The sequence below is a fragment of the Variovorax glacialis genome, from assembly GCF_051216375.1.
Taxonomy (GTDB): Bacteria; Pseudomonadota; Gammaproteobacteria; order Burkholderiales; family Burkholderiaceae_C; genus Variovorax.
Genome location: NZ_JBPJZT010000006.1, coordinates 26,244 through 38,492 on the forward strand (window position 1 = coordinate 26,244; position 12,249 = coordinate 38,492).

Genomic DNA, 12,249 nt, shown 5'->3' on the forward strand with positions numbered 1-12,249 from the left:
CCAAGCCTGACGCGGCGGTCCCGGGTGGGGACGGCGACGCTGCAACGCTCCTTGGGAGCCGCGGATTTTACGCCGGCTGGGCTGCGCCTGTGGCCGATGCGGGCAGGCCGAAGAGCAGGTCGAAGGCCCAGTTGAAGACGAAGGTGTAGATCAGGAAGAACACGACCAGGCCCAGGTCCATGACCAGGGCGTCCCACAGGCTCACGTCCAGCCACCAGGCGAAGACCGGCACGAGGAAGGCGACGAGGCCGCCTTCGAAGCCGATGGCGTGGGCGATCCGGCGCTTGACGCTGCGGCCGCGCACCGCCTGCCGGGATTCCCAGCGCTCGAACAGGGCGTTGAAGCTCAGGTTCCAGAGCACCGCGATGACCGAGGCGATGACGGCCAGCACGCCCGAATGGCCCAGGCCCTGGCCCGACATCAGCGCCAGTCCCGCGCTCGCCGCGATGATGGCGATGCCTTCGTAGAGCGTGATGTAGACGACGCGGCGCTTGAGCCCTTGCATGAATTCGATCCCGTAGTGGTTGGTGACAAGGTGGACTTTATGTGTGTACTCCTGATATATAAAGTCATCTTCTATCAATTAATCTGACAGATTGGACCGATGAGCTTCTCCAGCGATAACGTCGAGGTGTTTCTTGCGGTGATCGACCACGGGTCGTTCTCGGCCGCCGCGCGGTCGTTGGGCCGGGTCCCCTCCGCCGTGAGCATGGCGATCGCGAACCTCGAGGCAGAACTCGACCTTCAGCTCTTCGATCGCAGTGGCCGGGAGCCGCAGCCGACGGCCGCCGCCCGGTCGCTTGAACCGCAGGCGCGATTGCTCGCGGCGCAGCTCAAGCAGCTCCAGGTGCAGGCGCTTGCCCTCACGCAGGGGCTCGAAAACCGGCTCACCCTGGCCATCGCACCCGAACTTCTCGCAGCCCCATGGAGCGGTCCGCTGGCCGCGCTCGCGCGGGAATATCCGTCGCTGGAGGTGGAAGTGCTCGCCGCCCCGCAGGCCGACGCGCTGGCCCTGCTGCACAGCGGACGCGCACAGCTTGCCCTGGTGTTCGAGCGCCCCAGCCTCGACGGCCGCGAGGGCTTCCAGGAAGTGGCCAGCGACACCATGGTCGCCGTGATGGCGCCGGACCATCCGGTGCTCGCCGCCGCCGGCGGCCGCCTGCGCGAGGAACACCTGACGACCACGCGGCAGATCGTCGTCGCGGGGCGCGATCTCGCGAGCAGCGACCAGCGCTTCGTCTACGCACGGCACGTCTGGCGCACCGACAACGCACTCGCGGCGCTGAGCCTGATCACGGCGGGACTCGGCTGGGGCTGGCTGCCGCGCAACTTCGCGCGGCCGCACGTGGCGGCGGGTGCGCTGGTCGAGATCCCGTTCGAGAACCTGTCGAACGGGCTCGACCTGTGGGTCGACGTAGTGTGGTCGCGCGAACGGCCGCTCGGCCTGGGCGCCCAGCGCTTCGTGGCGCTGATCGCCCGCAAGAAGGATTGAGGCGCCTCAGCGGCTACTGGCCGCGGCCGCCGCCTTGGCCACCACCTTGGCCTCCGCCATGTCCCCCGCCATGTCCCCCGCCCTGTCCGCCACCATGTCCTCCGCCCTGTCCACCACCGTGGCCACCGCCGCCGTGACCTCCGCCATGACCACCGCCTCCTCCACCCCCACCCTGCCCGGGCGGACGCATGCCAGGCGGCGAGCCGGGCGGCCGGGCCCCGCCACTATGCGGCGGACGAACCCCGGGCGGCGGCGGCGGACGGAAGCCGGGTGACGGCGGCGGGCCGAAGCCCGGCGCCGGAGGCGGCCTGAACCCTGGAGGGTGCGGCGAATAGCCGGGCCACGGATTGGGACGCCAACCCGGCACGGGCGGGGGCGGCGGGCGCCAGCCCGGACCCGGGGGCGGCGGCGGCCGTCCGCCCCACCAGCGCGGCTGGTTGTACCAGGGGCGATCGCGGTAGTAGCTGCCCCAGTAGCTGCCGATCGCAAACGTCACGAGCGGCACGCCGATTACCGCACCATAGGTGGCCAGCGGCACACGCTGGTCCTGATAGGCGTAGTCGAGGCTCGCCGCATAGGACCAGCCGCGAAGACCGTCGGGCAGCACCACGTCGCACCAGCCATAGCCGCTCGTGCAGCCCATCACCTGAAGCGATTGCCCGGGCGCCAGCGTGGCCACCAGCGGGTAGTTGTCGCCGGGACCGGCACGCAGGTTGACGGCCCCCCGCGTGAAAGCCTGCTGGGCCGTGGCGGCCAAGGGAAGCGCCAGTGCGATGGTGCCGATGCCGATCCATCGCCGGGTCGGTGTGTGCATGTGGTTTTCCTTTTTGCTGGTCAGGGTAGGTGGGCTGGCGAGCCGTTGTCAATCGGCCACGGCCTACCCCGGACAACGGCAAATCACGCCGGCACGTGGACCGGCCCAACGTTTGGAGAGCTTCTTCATCCCGGCTTCACATGCGCCGGGACAGCGACGAATGCGTGTCGCTCAGGCCGCTTCGCTGTAGAAGGCAGCGCGATGCAGGCTGCGGCTCGCGATCGGCGCAACCGCCTGCCCGATCGCGGCAATGTGCTCGGGCGTGGTGCCGCAGCAACCGCCGACGATGTTGACCAATCCCTCGGCCGCGAACTCATGCAGCAGGCGCGAGGTCACGTCAGGCGTTTCGTCGAAGCCGGTCTCGCTCATCGGATTGGGCAGGCCGGCGTTGGGGTAGCAACTGATGAAGGTGTCGTCCGCCACGCGCGCCAGTTCCTGGATGTAGGGCCGCATCAGCGCAGCGCCGAGCGCGCAGTTGAGGCCGATGGCCAGCGGCTGCGCGTGCCGCACGCTGTGCCAGAACGCCGTGACGGTCTGCCCGCTGAGGATGCGTCCCGAAGCGTCCGTGACGGTGCCGCTGATGATGAGCGGCAGGCGCTCGCCGCTGGCATCGAAGTACTCGTCGACCGCGAACAGGGCCGCCTTGGCGTTCAGCGTGTCGAAGATCGTCTCGACCAGGATCACGTCGGCGCCGCCTTCGACCAGCGCCTCGACCTGCTCGTAGTAGGACGCGCGCAGTTCCTCGAAGCTCACGTTGCGCGCGCCGGGGTCGTTCACGTCGGGGCTGATGCTGGCGGTCTTGGGCGTCGGGCCGAGAGCGCCGGCGACGAAGCGCGGCTTGTCCGGCGTGCTGAACTTGTCGCAGGCCGCGCGCGCCAGCTTGGCGGACTCCAGGTTCATCTCGCGCGCGAGATCGGCCATCTTGTAGTCCTCCTGCGCGATGCGCGTCGCGCCGAAGGTGTTCGTCTCGATCAGGTCGGCGCCCGCGGCCAGGTAGCCCTCGTGGATGTCGCGGATCACGTCGGGCCGGGTCAGCGAGAGCAGTTCGTTGTTGCCCTTGACGTCGCGCGGGAAGTCCTTGAAGCGCTCGCCGCGGTACTGCGCCTCGGTGAGCTTGAAGCGCTGGATCATCGTGCCCATCGCCCCATCGAGGATGGCGATGCGTTGGGCGAGGATGGCGGGCAACTGCTGCGCGCGGGTGTAGGCGATGGGCTTCATGCGCCCGATTGTAGAAAGCGCCTCCCGCCCCGCCGCGCGGGCGGGTCTTGTGGGCGCCCTCAGGCCTGCGGTCCGCCGACGATCTCGGCCAGCGCACGAAGGAAGCGCGCGTTGTCGTCCGCCGTGCCGATCGACACGCGGATGAAGCGCTCGAAGCCCGGCTCCTTCCACGGCTTGACGATGATCCCGCGCGCCAGCAGCGCTTCATTGACCGGCCCGTTCGGCCGCCCCAGGTCGATGAACAGGAAGTTGGCCGCCGACGGTGCGATGCGCATGCCCGGCACCGCCATCGCGCGCAGTTGCGCGACAAGCGCTTCGCGCAGCTTCACGGTCTCCGCGACGGTCTGCGTCATGAAGACATCGTCGCCCCACGCGGCGAGCGCAGCCGCCTGCGCGGCCTCGTTGACGTTGAAGGGCGTGCGCACACGGTCGAGCCACTGGATCAGCGAAGCGTCCGACGCGATCCCATAGCCGACCCGCAGGCCCGCCAGGCCCCAGGCCTTCGAGAAGGTGCGCAGCACGATCCAGGGCCGCTGCTGTGCACGCAACACGGCCAGCGCATCAGGAAAGCCGCGTTCACGCTGCGCGTACTCGTAGTAGGCCTCGTCGATCACCAGGAGCGTGCCGCGCGGCGTGGCTTCGACGATCCGGGTGAACGCCTGCGCATCGAACATGCAGCCCACGGGATTGGAAGGATTGGCGAGCATCGCGATCTTCGGCCCGCGCCCCAATGCCTCGCACCAGGCATCGAGGTCGAATTCGAGCGCGGGCGTCAGCGCCAGCAGTTCGACCTGGGCGCCCATCATCCGCGGATAGATCTCGTGCAGGCCGAAGGCGGGCCGCTGCGTGAGCACGCGGTCGCCAGGCGAGAGAAAGGCCTGGCACAGCATCTGGAGGATCGATTCGGAACCATTGCCGATCACGATCTGCGCCGCGCTTGCGCCGATGCGTTCGGCAATGGCGGCCCGCAGCGCCGTGCAGTTTGCATCCGGGTAGGTGCCCACGCGCAGCGCCAGGCCCGTCAGCGCACGCGCGACTGCGGGACTCGCGCCGAAGGGGTTCTCGTTGCTCGCGAGGCGCGCGATCCGGTCGACGCCGTAGCGCGAGCGCACGGCCTCGGACGACAGGCCTGCGTTGTAGGCAGGAAGCGCGGGCACTTCGGGGCGCACGAGGTCGCGAATGGCGTCAGCGTTCATGAATGGAAACCTTCCGGGGATTCGGCAGTTGATGAGAGATTCCGGCGCGCCGGATCGGCGTGCATGGGTGGCAGTTCGACCGGCGATCAGCCGCGGCGCGCTTCGACGAAGTCGAGCACCGAGGCGAGCATGCGTTTCACATGCGGCTGCACGTGCGCAGCCACCTCGGGCAGGTAGTCGAAGGGCAGCGCCTCCTGCATGTAGCTGCACTGCGTCATCTCGAGCTGCACCGCGTGCACGCCCTGTGCGGGCTGGCCGTGGTGCCGCGTGATGTAGCCGCCGGTGAAGCGACCGTTGAGCACGCTGGTGAATCCGCTCGCTTCCTTGGCCACACCGAGCAGCGCCTGCGCAAGCGCCGGATCGCAGCTCGCACCCTGCGCCGTGCCCAGGTTCAGGTCGGGCAGCTTGCCCTCGAAGAAGCGCGGCAGCACCGAGCGGATCGAATGCGCGTCCCACAGTGCGGCAATGCCGTGCTGCGCCTTGATGCGCGCCAGCTCATCGGCAAGCTGCCGGTGGTAGGGATGCCAGATCGCCTCACGGCGGGCGGCGATCTCCGCGTCGTCCGGCACATCGCCTGCGGGATAGAGGGGCGTGTCGTCGAAGGTGTCGACCGGGCACAGGCCGGTGACGCTCTGCCCCGGATAGAGGCTCGCGCCGTCGGGCGGACGGTTGAGATCGACCACGTAGCGCGAGTGGGTCGCGACCAATACCGACGCACCCAGTTCATCGGCGAAGTCGTAGAGGCGCTCCAGGTGCCAATCCGTGTCGGGCACATGGCGCGCTTCCTCGCTGAGCCGCGCCGCGAGCTGCGGCGGCACATGCGTGCCGACGTGAGGCATCGAGATCAGCAGCGGTCGCGTGCCGCGGCGGAAGCGAAACGGGGGTTCGGTGGTGGTGAAGGGCATGGGGCTCAATCCTTGGCAAGAAGTTGGCTGCGCGCGGCCACGAACGCGGCGGCGGCTTCGTTGTGCGAAATATGGCGGGCGGCACTGACCCGCGACCGCCCAGCAACCCACACGGCATCGATGGCGGACGTGCGGTGGCTGGCGAACACGTGCGATGACAGCATCTCGGGCGCCGCGAGGCCCTGCAGTGCGACGTGCGCTGCATTCAGCACGACGAAGTCGGCCTGCTGGCCTGCGGCGAGTCCGCCGACGGGCCGGCCTGCGGCCTGCGCGCCGCCTTCCACCGCCGACAGCGTGAGCGCGGTCGCGACTTCGCGATGCGCCGCGTTGGCGCCCACGTTGCGCTGCCGCGTGGCCAGGCGCTGCCCGTACTCCAGCATCAGCAGTTCCTCGGCGGCATTGACACAGGCGTGGCTGTCGGAGCCGATGCCCCATCGGCCGCCCGCTTCGCGCCACGCGTTGAAATCGAAAATGCCGTCGCCGAGGTTGGCCTCGGTCGTCGGGCACAGGCCGGCGACCGCGCCGGTTGCGCCCGCGCGGCGGTACTCCTCCGGATCCATGTGCGTCGCGTGCACGAGGCACCAGCGTGCATCGACAGGCGCATGGTCGAGCAGCCATGCCACCGGCCGCTGCCCGCTCCATGCCACGCAGGCATCGACTTCGCCGGTCTGCTCGGCAATGTGGATGTGGATCGGCGCGGTCGCGTCGATCGCGTCCAGCCCCGCGAGCGCATCGCGAAGGCCGTCGGGAGGTACGGCGCGCAGCGAATGCGGCGCGAGCCCGAGCCGGGCGCCTTGTTCCTTGCACAGCGGGTGCAGGCGTTCCAGAAGGCGCAGCATCGACTCGGTCGAACGGATGAAGCGCCGCTGGCCTTCGCTCGGCGGCAGCGCACCGAAACCGCTGGTCTGGTAGAGCACCGGCAGCAGGGTGAGTCCGATGCCCGCACGCTGCGCGGCGCGCATCAGCGCCAGTGCGAGCGTGGCGTCGTCCGCATACGGCTTGCCGTCGGCGTCGTGATGCAGGTAGTGGAACTCGCACACGGTGGTGTAGCCGGCTTCGAGCATCTCGATGTAGAGCCAGGTGGCGATCGCTTCGACCTGCTCCGGCGAGATCTTCGCGGCGAAGCGGTACATCAGCGTGCGCCAGCTCCAGAAGCTGTCCTGCGCCGCGCCGCGGAATTCGGTCAGGCCGCCGAAGGCGCGCTGGAACGCGTGCGAATGGAGGTTCGGCATGCCCGGCAGCACCGGTCCCGATGCACGCGGCGTGTCGCCGGCGGGCGCGCTGTCAGGCGTGACCGTAGACAGTCGACCGTCTGCGTTCCATTCGAGCAGCACGTTGCGCGCCCAGCCACCGGGCAGCAGGGCATCGGAGGCGAAGAGAGAAGTCGATGGCATGTCTTTCGCGGCTCAGCGTTGGGGTCCGGAGGCGATGCGTCCTTGCCGGACGATCGTGCGCGCGGGCTGCTGGCCGAACCAGTACGCCAGTTCGGCGCTTTCGCGAAGCTGCCACAGCACGAAGTTGGCGGGTCGACCGACGGCCAGCGCGCCGTGCGTGCCCTGCAGGCCCAGCGCGCGCGCGGCATGGCGGGTCACGCCGGCGAGCGCCTCGGGCGCCGTCAGACGGAACAGCGTGCAGGCCATGTTGACCATCAGCAGCAGGCTCAGTGCGGGCGAGGTGCCGGGGTTGTGGTCGGTGGACACGGCCATCGGCACGCCCGCGGCGCGCAGCGCCTCGATCGGCGGCAGGTGCGTGTCGCGCAGCGTGTAGTAGGCGCCGGGCAGCAGCACGGCCACCGTGCCGGCCTCGCGCATCGCCGCGATGCCTTCGGCGGGAAGATGCTCGATGTGATCGCAGGACAGTGCACCGTAGCGGGCGGCCAGCGCGGCGCCGCCCATGTCGGAGAGCTGCTCGGCATGCAGCTTGACCGGCAGGCCGAGCGCCTTGGCGGCCTGGAACACCTGCTCGGTCTCGGCGAGCGAGAAGGCGATGCGTTCGCAGAATACGTCCACTGCATCCACCAAGCCCTCCGCGGCCAGCGCAGGCAGCATCTCCTTGCAGACAAGGTCGATGTAGTCGCCGCTGCGGCCTGCATATTCCGGCGGCAGTGCATGCGCGCCGAGGAATGTCGTGCGCACGGTGACGCCGTACGTCTCGCCCAGACTACGCGCCACGCGCAGTTGCTTGCGCTCGTGTTCGAGCGCGAGGCCGTAGCCCGACTTGATCTCGATGGCGCACACGCCGTCGGCGAGCAATTGTTCGAGCCGCTGAGCGGCTTGAGCAAAGAGCATGTCTTCGTCCGCTTCCCGCGTGGCGCGCACGGAGGCAACGATGCCGCCACCTGCTTTCGCGACCTCTTCGTAGGTGGCGCCGGCGAGACGCATCGCGAATTCGTTCGCACGCTGTCCGCCGTAGACCAGATGTGTGTGGCAATCGACGAGGCCCGGCGTGACGAGCGCATCACGACCATCGAAGCGCGGCAGCGCGGCGAAATCGCCGGGCAAGGCGGCGCTCGCGCCGATCCACGCGATCTTTCCGCCGGCAACGACGATCGCCGCCTCTGCGTCGACTACCTGCCCATCGGCGAGCGCGCCCGGAGCGATTCGCAGGTGCTCCCACACGCCGTCGGCTGAAGGAAGTTCGGAATGGTTCATGGTGTTCCGTCGCTCAATGTTGTCGTCGATTCGAGCCGCACCGCGACGAGTGCGGCGTCGGCATCGCCTGAAGCGGCGCGCCACGCCTTCGGTTCGCCATCCCACCAGAAGCCGGATCCCGGCTCGCAATCGATGCCACTCAACTGCCAGTTGCCGCGCAGGCAAAGCACGAGCCCGCGATCCGCCGGCGCGATGTCGCCGTTCTCCCGCAACACCCGGACATCCGCACGCAACCGACCTCGGCGCGACATCACGTTGAAATCCGTCGACGTGCCGCCGAGCAATTCGCAGTCCAGCGCCACGTCGCCACTGAAGGTGAACGGCGCATGCGGCACCTCCAGCCGATGGTCGATGCGCCCATCCGCCGAGCGAAGACGAACGCCCGCGCCGTCCAGCAGCATGATCACGCGATCCACGCCCGCGAACGCCGAGAACGGCCCGGCCTTGTCGATGGTCGCGATGCTCACGCGCCAGTCGAAGCCGTCCATGCCGGCACCGGCAGGCGAGCAGACGATCTCGCGCGTCACGCCGCCGCCGTTCTTCCACGGAGCCGCGGTCAGCGAGGCTATGTCGAAGCGATGCACCGTCACCCTGTGTCGCCTGGCGTTGCCTACTTGATCATCGGCAGGTTCAGGCCCTGCTTCTTCGCGGTCTCGATGGCGATGTCGTAGCCGGCATCGGCATGGCGCATCACGCCGGTGGCCGGGTCGTTCCACAGCACGCGCTCGACGCGCTTGGCGGCAGCGTCGGTGCCGTCGCAGACGATCACCACGCCCGAGTGCTGCGAGTAGCCCATGCCGACGCCGCCACCGTGGTGCAGGCTGACCCAGGTCGCGCCGCCGGCGGTGTTGAGCAGTGCGTTGAGCAGCGGCCAGTCGGAGACGGCATCGGAGCCGTCCTTCATCGACTCGGTCTCGCGGTTGGGGCTGGCGACCGAACCGGTGTCCAGGTGGTCGCGGCCGATCACAATCGGGCCCTTCAGTTCGCCGTTCTTCACCATCTCGTTGAACGCAAGGCCGGCCTTGTGGCGCTCGCCCAGGCCGAGCCAGCAGATGCGCGCAGGCAGGCCCTGGAAGGCGATGCGCTCGCGCGCCATGTCGAGCCACCGGTGCGTGTGCTTGTTCTCGGGGAACAGCTCCTTGATCTTCGCGTCGGTCTTGTAGATGTCTTCCGGGTCGCCCGAGAGCGCCACCCAGCGGAACGGACCCTTGCCTTCGCAGAACAGCGGGCGGATGTAGGCCGGCACGAAGCCCGGGAAGTCGAAGGCGTTCTTCACGCCTTCGTCGAAGGCGACCTGGCGGATGTTGTTGCCGTAGTCGACGGTCGGAATGCCCATCGCCTGGAAGTCGAGCATGGCCTGCACGTGCACCGCGCAGGACTTGGCGGCCGCCTTGCGCAGCGTGGGGTGCTGCGTTGCGTCGGCCTTGGCGGCCTCCCATTGCGCCAACGTCCAGCCGATCGGCAGGTAGCCGCTGGCGAGGTCGTGCGCGGAGGTCTGGTCGGTCACGAGGTCGGGCTTGATGCCGCCGGCGCGGGCGCGCTTCACCAGTTCCGGCAGGATCTCGGCCGCGTTGCCCAGCAGGCCGATCGACACCGCTTCCTTGGCCGCCGTGTGCTGCTTGATCAGCGCGATCGCGTCGTCGATGTCCTTGGCCTGCTTGTCGAGGTAGCGCGTGCGCAGGCGGAAGTCGATGCTGGCCTGCTGGCATTCGATGTTGAGCGACACCGCGCCCGCGAGCGTGGCAGCCAGGGGCTGCGCGCCGCCCATGCCGCCGAGGCCGGCGGTCAGGATCCACTTGCCCGAGAGGTCGTCGTTGTAGTGCTGGCGTCCGGCTTCGACGAAGGTCTCGAAGGTGCCTTGCACGATGCCCTGGCTGCCGATGTAGATCCAGCTGCCGGCGGTCATCTGGCCGTACATCATCAGGCCCTTGCGGTCGAGCTCGCTGAAGTGCTCCCAGGTGGCCCATTTCGGCACGAGGTTCGAGTTGGCGAGCAGCACGCGCGGTGCGTTCTCGTGCGTCTTGAACACGCCGACCGGCTTGCCCGACTGGATGAGCAGCGTCTCGTCGTCGTTGAGTTCCTTCAGCGACGCCAGGATCTGGTCGAAGCAGGCCCAGTCGCGCGCCGCGCGGCCGATGCCGCCGTAGACCACGAGGTCCTGCGGGCGCTCGGCCACTTCGGGGTCGAGGTTGTTCTGAAGCATGCGGAACGGGGCCTCGGTGAGCCAGCTCTTGCAGGTCAGCGTGCTGCCGCGCGGCGAACGGATCACGCGGCTCGCGTCATGGCGGGGGTCTGCCTTGGCGGCGAGGAATTTGTCGGGTGCGTTCATGACGGGATGTCCTTTCGATGACGGAACTTGATCGTTGATTCAGGCGTGGCTGGGGAGGATGGATTGCACGGCCTCAGGCCAGTTGTCTTGTCGCGCCCACTTGCGCATGGCTTCGATGCATGGCGCGAAGAAGATGTCCTGGTCGATGAAGGGAACACGCTCGCGGATGGCGGCGTATTCGGCCTCGACCAGCGGCGAGCTCTTCGGGCCGCGCTTGAGCTCGATGCCCTGTGCGGCGGCCATCGCCTCGATGCCGACGACGACGGCGGTGTTCTCGACCATGTCGGCGAGGCGGCGACCCGCAAAGGTCGCCATCGACACGTGATCTTCCTGGTTGGCGGAAGTCGGCAGGCTGTCCACGCTCGCAGGATGCGCGAGCGACTTGTTCTCCGAGGCCAGCGCCGCGGCCGTGACCTGCGCGATCATGAAGCCGGAGTTAACGCCGCCGTCGCGCACCAGGAAGGGCGGCAGGCCCGACAGCCCGCTGTCGAGCAGCAAGGCCATGCGGCGTTCCGAGATCGCGCCGATCTCGCTGATCGACAGGGCGATGATGTCGGCCGCGAAGGCCACGGGCTCGGCGTGGAAGTTGCCGCCGGAGATCACGTCGCCGTTGTCGAAGACCAGCGGGTTGTCCGATGCGGCGTTGGCTTCGGTGCGCAGCACGCGCGCGGCATGGAAGAGGTTGTCGAGGCAGGCGCCCATCACCTGCGGCACGCAGCGGATGGAATACGGGTCCTGCACGCGCCCGCAGTCGGCGTGCGACGGCACGATCTCGCTGCCGTCGAGCAGCTCGCACACCGCAGCGGCGACGGCCATCTGTCCCGGCTGCCCGCGCGCCGCGTGGATGCGTTCGTCGAAAGGCTTGATCGAACCCTGGATGGCTTCGAGCGACAACGCGCCCGCCAGCAGGGCGGCCGCGAACACGTCTTCGGCGCCGAAGAGGCCGGCCAGCGCGAGCGCGGTCGATACCTGCGTGCCGTTGAGCAATGCGAGCCCCTCCTTGGGGCCCAGCACGAAGGGCGTCATGCCGATGAGGCGCAGGGCCTCGGCACCGCCAATCACCTCGCCTTGCGGCGTCGTGACTTCGCCCTCGCCGATCAGCACGCAGGCCAGGTGCGCGAGCGGCGCCAGGTCGCCCGACGCGCCGACCGAGCCCTTCGACGGAATGCGAGGCAACAGCCCGGCATTGGACAGTCCGAGCAGCGCATCGACGATCTCGGGCCGCACGCCGGAGTGGCCGCGCGCCAGGCTCACCGCCTTGGTCGCGAGCACCAGCCGCACCACGCCGGCCGCCAGCGGCTCGCCGGTGCCGGCGCTGTGCGACAGCACGAGGTTGCGCTGCAACTCGGCCAGGCGTTCGGTCGGGATGATGGTCTGCGCGAGCTTGCCGAAGCCGGTGTTGATGCCGTAGACCACATCGCCCGACTCCACGATCTTGCGAACCGTGGCTTGCGCGGCCAGCAGGCCCGCGCGTGCCGCCGGATCGAGCGCGAGTTGCACGCCGCCGGCATGCACGCGACGCAGCGCGGCCAGGTCGACTTGGCCGGGCGTGAGCACGAGGGTTGCGGCGTCGGAGGATGGGGTGTGATTCATGAGGGCTACCTGTCTATACAAGTGGTTGCGGCATGGGGCCGAAGGGGGGTG

General features: G+C 68.9%; 11 protein-coding genes. 1 reads left to right on the plus strand and 10 read right to left on the minus strand.

All coding sequences use genetic code 11. The annotated features are described in order from the left end of the window. Nucleotides 1–67 precede the first annotated feature (67 nt). On the minus strand, nt 68–505 hold the full coding sequence (locus ACSFBL_RS17035) for a PACE efflux transporter (protein WP_435516978.1): 438 nt from the start codon (nt 503–505) through the stop codon (nt 68–70). A 99-nt stretch (nt 506–604) separates the two neighbouring features. Between ACSFBL_RS17035 and ACSFBL_RS17040 the strand changes: the two genes are divergently transcribed. Beyond that, a complete protein-coding gene (locus tag ACSFBL_RS17040; RefSeq protein WP_435516979.1) occupies nt 605–1,492 on the plus strand; it encodes a LysR family transcriptional regulator in 888 nt (295 codons plus the stop codon). A 13-nt stretch (nt 1,493–1,505) separates the two neighbouring features. On the opposite strand, the gene ACSFBL_RS17045 is transcribed toward ACSFBL_RS17040, so the two are convergent. The 9 genes from ACSFBL_RS17045 to hutH form a co-directional block, all read right to left on the minus strand. Continuing rightward, nucleotides 1,506–2,306 carry an SH3 domain-containing protein gene (locus tag ACSFBL_RS17045; RefSeq protein ID WP_435516980.1) on the minus strand — a complete coding sequence of 267 codons (801 nt, stop codon included), beginning with the start codon at nt 2,304–2,306 and terminating at the stop codon, nt 1,506–1,508. 171 nt (nt 2,307–2,477) lie between these two features. Beyond that, nucleotides 2,478–3,524, minus strand: a complete 1,047-nt coding sequence (locus ACSFBL_RS17050; protein WP_435516981.1) for a homocysteine S-methyltransferase family protein — start codon at nt 3,522–3,524, stop codon at nt 2,478–2,480. A gap of 59 nt (nt 3,525–3,583) precedes the next feature. Beyond that, a complete protein-coding gene (locus ACSFBL_RS17055; RefSeq protein ID WP_435516982.1) occupies nt 3,584–4,720 on the minus strand; it encodes a histidinol-phosphate transaminase in 1,137 nt (378 codons plus the stop codon). 86 nt (nt 4,721–4,806) lie between these two features. Next, nucleotides 4,807–5,625 carry an N-formylglutamate deformylase gene (hutG, locus tag ACSFBL_RS17060; RefSeq protein ID WP_435516983.1) on the minus strand — a complete coding sequence of 273 codons (819 nt, stop codon included), beginning with the start codon at nt 5,623–5,625 and terminating at the stop codon, nt 4,807–4,809. A 5-nt stretch (nt 5,626–5,630) separates the two neighbouring features. Further along, on the minus strand, nt 5,631–7,019 hold the full coding sequence (locus tag ACSFBL_RS17065) for a formimidoylglutamate deiminase (RefSeq protein WP_435516984.1): 1,389 nt from the start codon (nt 7,017–7,019) through the stop codon (nt 5,631–5,633). A 12-nt stretch (nt 7,020–7,031) separates the two neighbouring features. Beyond that, nucleotides 7,032–8,276 carry an imidazolonepropionase gene (gene hutI, locus ACSFBL_RS17070; protein WP_435516985.1) on the minus strand — a complete coding sequence of 415 codons (1,245 nt, stop codon included), beginning with the start codon at nt 8,274–8,276 and terminating at the stop codon, nt 7,032–7,034. Next, the gene (locus ACSFBL_RS17075; protein WP_435516986.1) at nt 8,273–8,866 is read right to left on the minus strand and encodes a HutD/Ves family protein; all 594 of its coding nucleotides are present in this window, start codon (nt 8,864–8,866) and stop codon (nt 8,273–8,275) included. Before ACSFBL_RS17075 ends, hutI begins: the two co-directional genes overlap by 4 nt. A 20-nt stretch (nt 8,867–8,886) precedes the next feature. Further along, nucleotides 8,887–10,605 carry a urocanate hydratase gene (gene hutU, locus ACSFBL_RS17080; RefSeq protein WP_435516987.1) on the minus strand — a complete coding sequence of 573 codons (1,719 nt, stop codon included), beginning with the start codon at nt 10,603–10,605 and terminating at the stop codon, nt 8,887–8,889. Between the two features lie 39 nt (nt 10,606–10,644). After that, on the minus strand, nt 10,645–12,198 hold the full coding sequence (gene hutH, locus ACSFBL_RS17085) for a histidine ammonia-lyase (RefSeq protein ID WP_435516988.1): 1,554 nt from the start codon (nt 12,196–12,198) through the stop codon (nt 10,645–10,647). Between the last annotated feature and the right edge of the window lie 51 nt (nt 12,199–12,249).

Coding starts and splice junctions, on each gene's coding strand:
- ACSFBL_RS17040 (WP_435516979.1), top strand. CDS start 605: ATGAGCTTCTCCAGCGATAACGTCGAGGTGTTTCTTGCGGTGATCGAC.
- ACSFBL_RS17050 (WP_435516981.1), bottom strand. CDS start 3,524: ATGAAGCCCATCGCCTACACCCGCGCGCAGCAGTTGCCCGCCATCCTC.
- hutH (WP_435516988.1), bottom strand. CDS start 12,198: ATGAATCACACCCCATCCTCCGACGCCGCAACCCTCGTGCTCACGCCC.
- ACSFBL_RS17045 (WP_435516980.1), bottom strand. CDS start 2,306: ATGCACACACCGACCCGGCGATGGATCGGCATCGGCACCATCGCACTG.
- hutU (WP_435516987.1), bottom strand. CDS start 10,605: ATGAACGCACCCGACAAATTCCTCGCCGCCAAGGCAGACCCCCGCCAT.
- ACSFBL_RS17065 (WP_435516984.1), bottom strand. CDS start 7,019: ATGCCATCGACTTCTCTCTTCGCCTCCGATGCCCTGCTGCCCGGTGGC.
- hutI (WP_435516985.1), bottom strand. CDS start 8,276: ATGAACCATTCCGAACTTCCTTCAGCCGACGGCGTGTGGGAGCACCTG.
- ACSFBL_RS17055 (WP_435516982.1), bottom strand. CDS start 4,720: ATGAACGCTGACGCCATTCGCGACCTCGTGCGCCCCGAAGTGCCCGCG.
- hutG (WP_435516983.1), bottom strand. CDS start 5,625: ATGCCCTTCACCACCACCGAACCCCCGTTTCGCTTCCGCCGCGGCACG.
- ACSFBL_RS17035 (WP_435516978.1), bottom strand. CDS start 505: ATGCAAGGGCTCAAGCGCCGCGTCGTCTACATCACGCTCTACGAAGGC.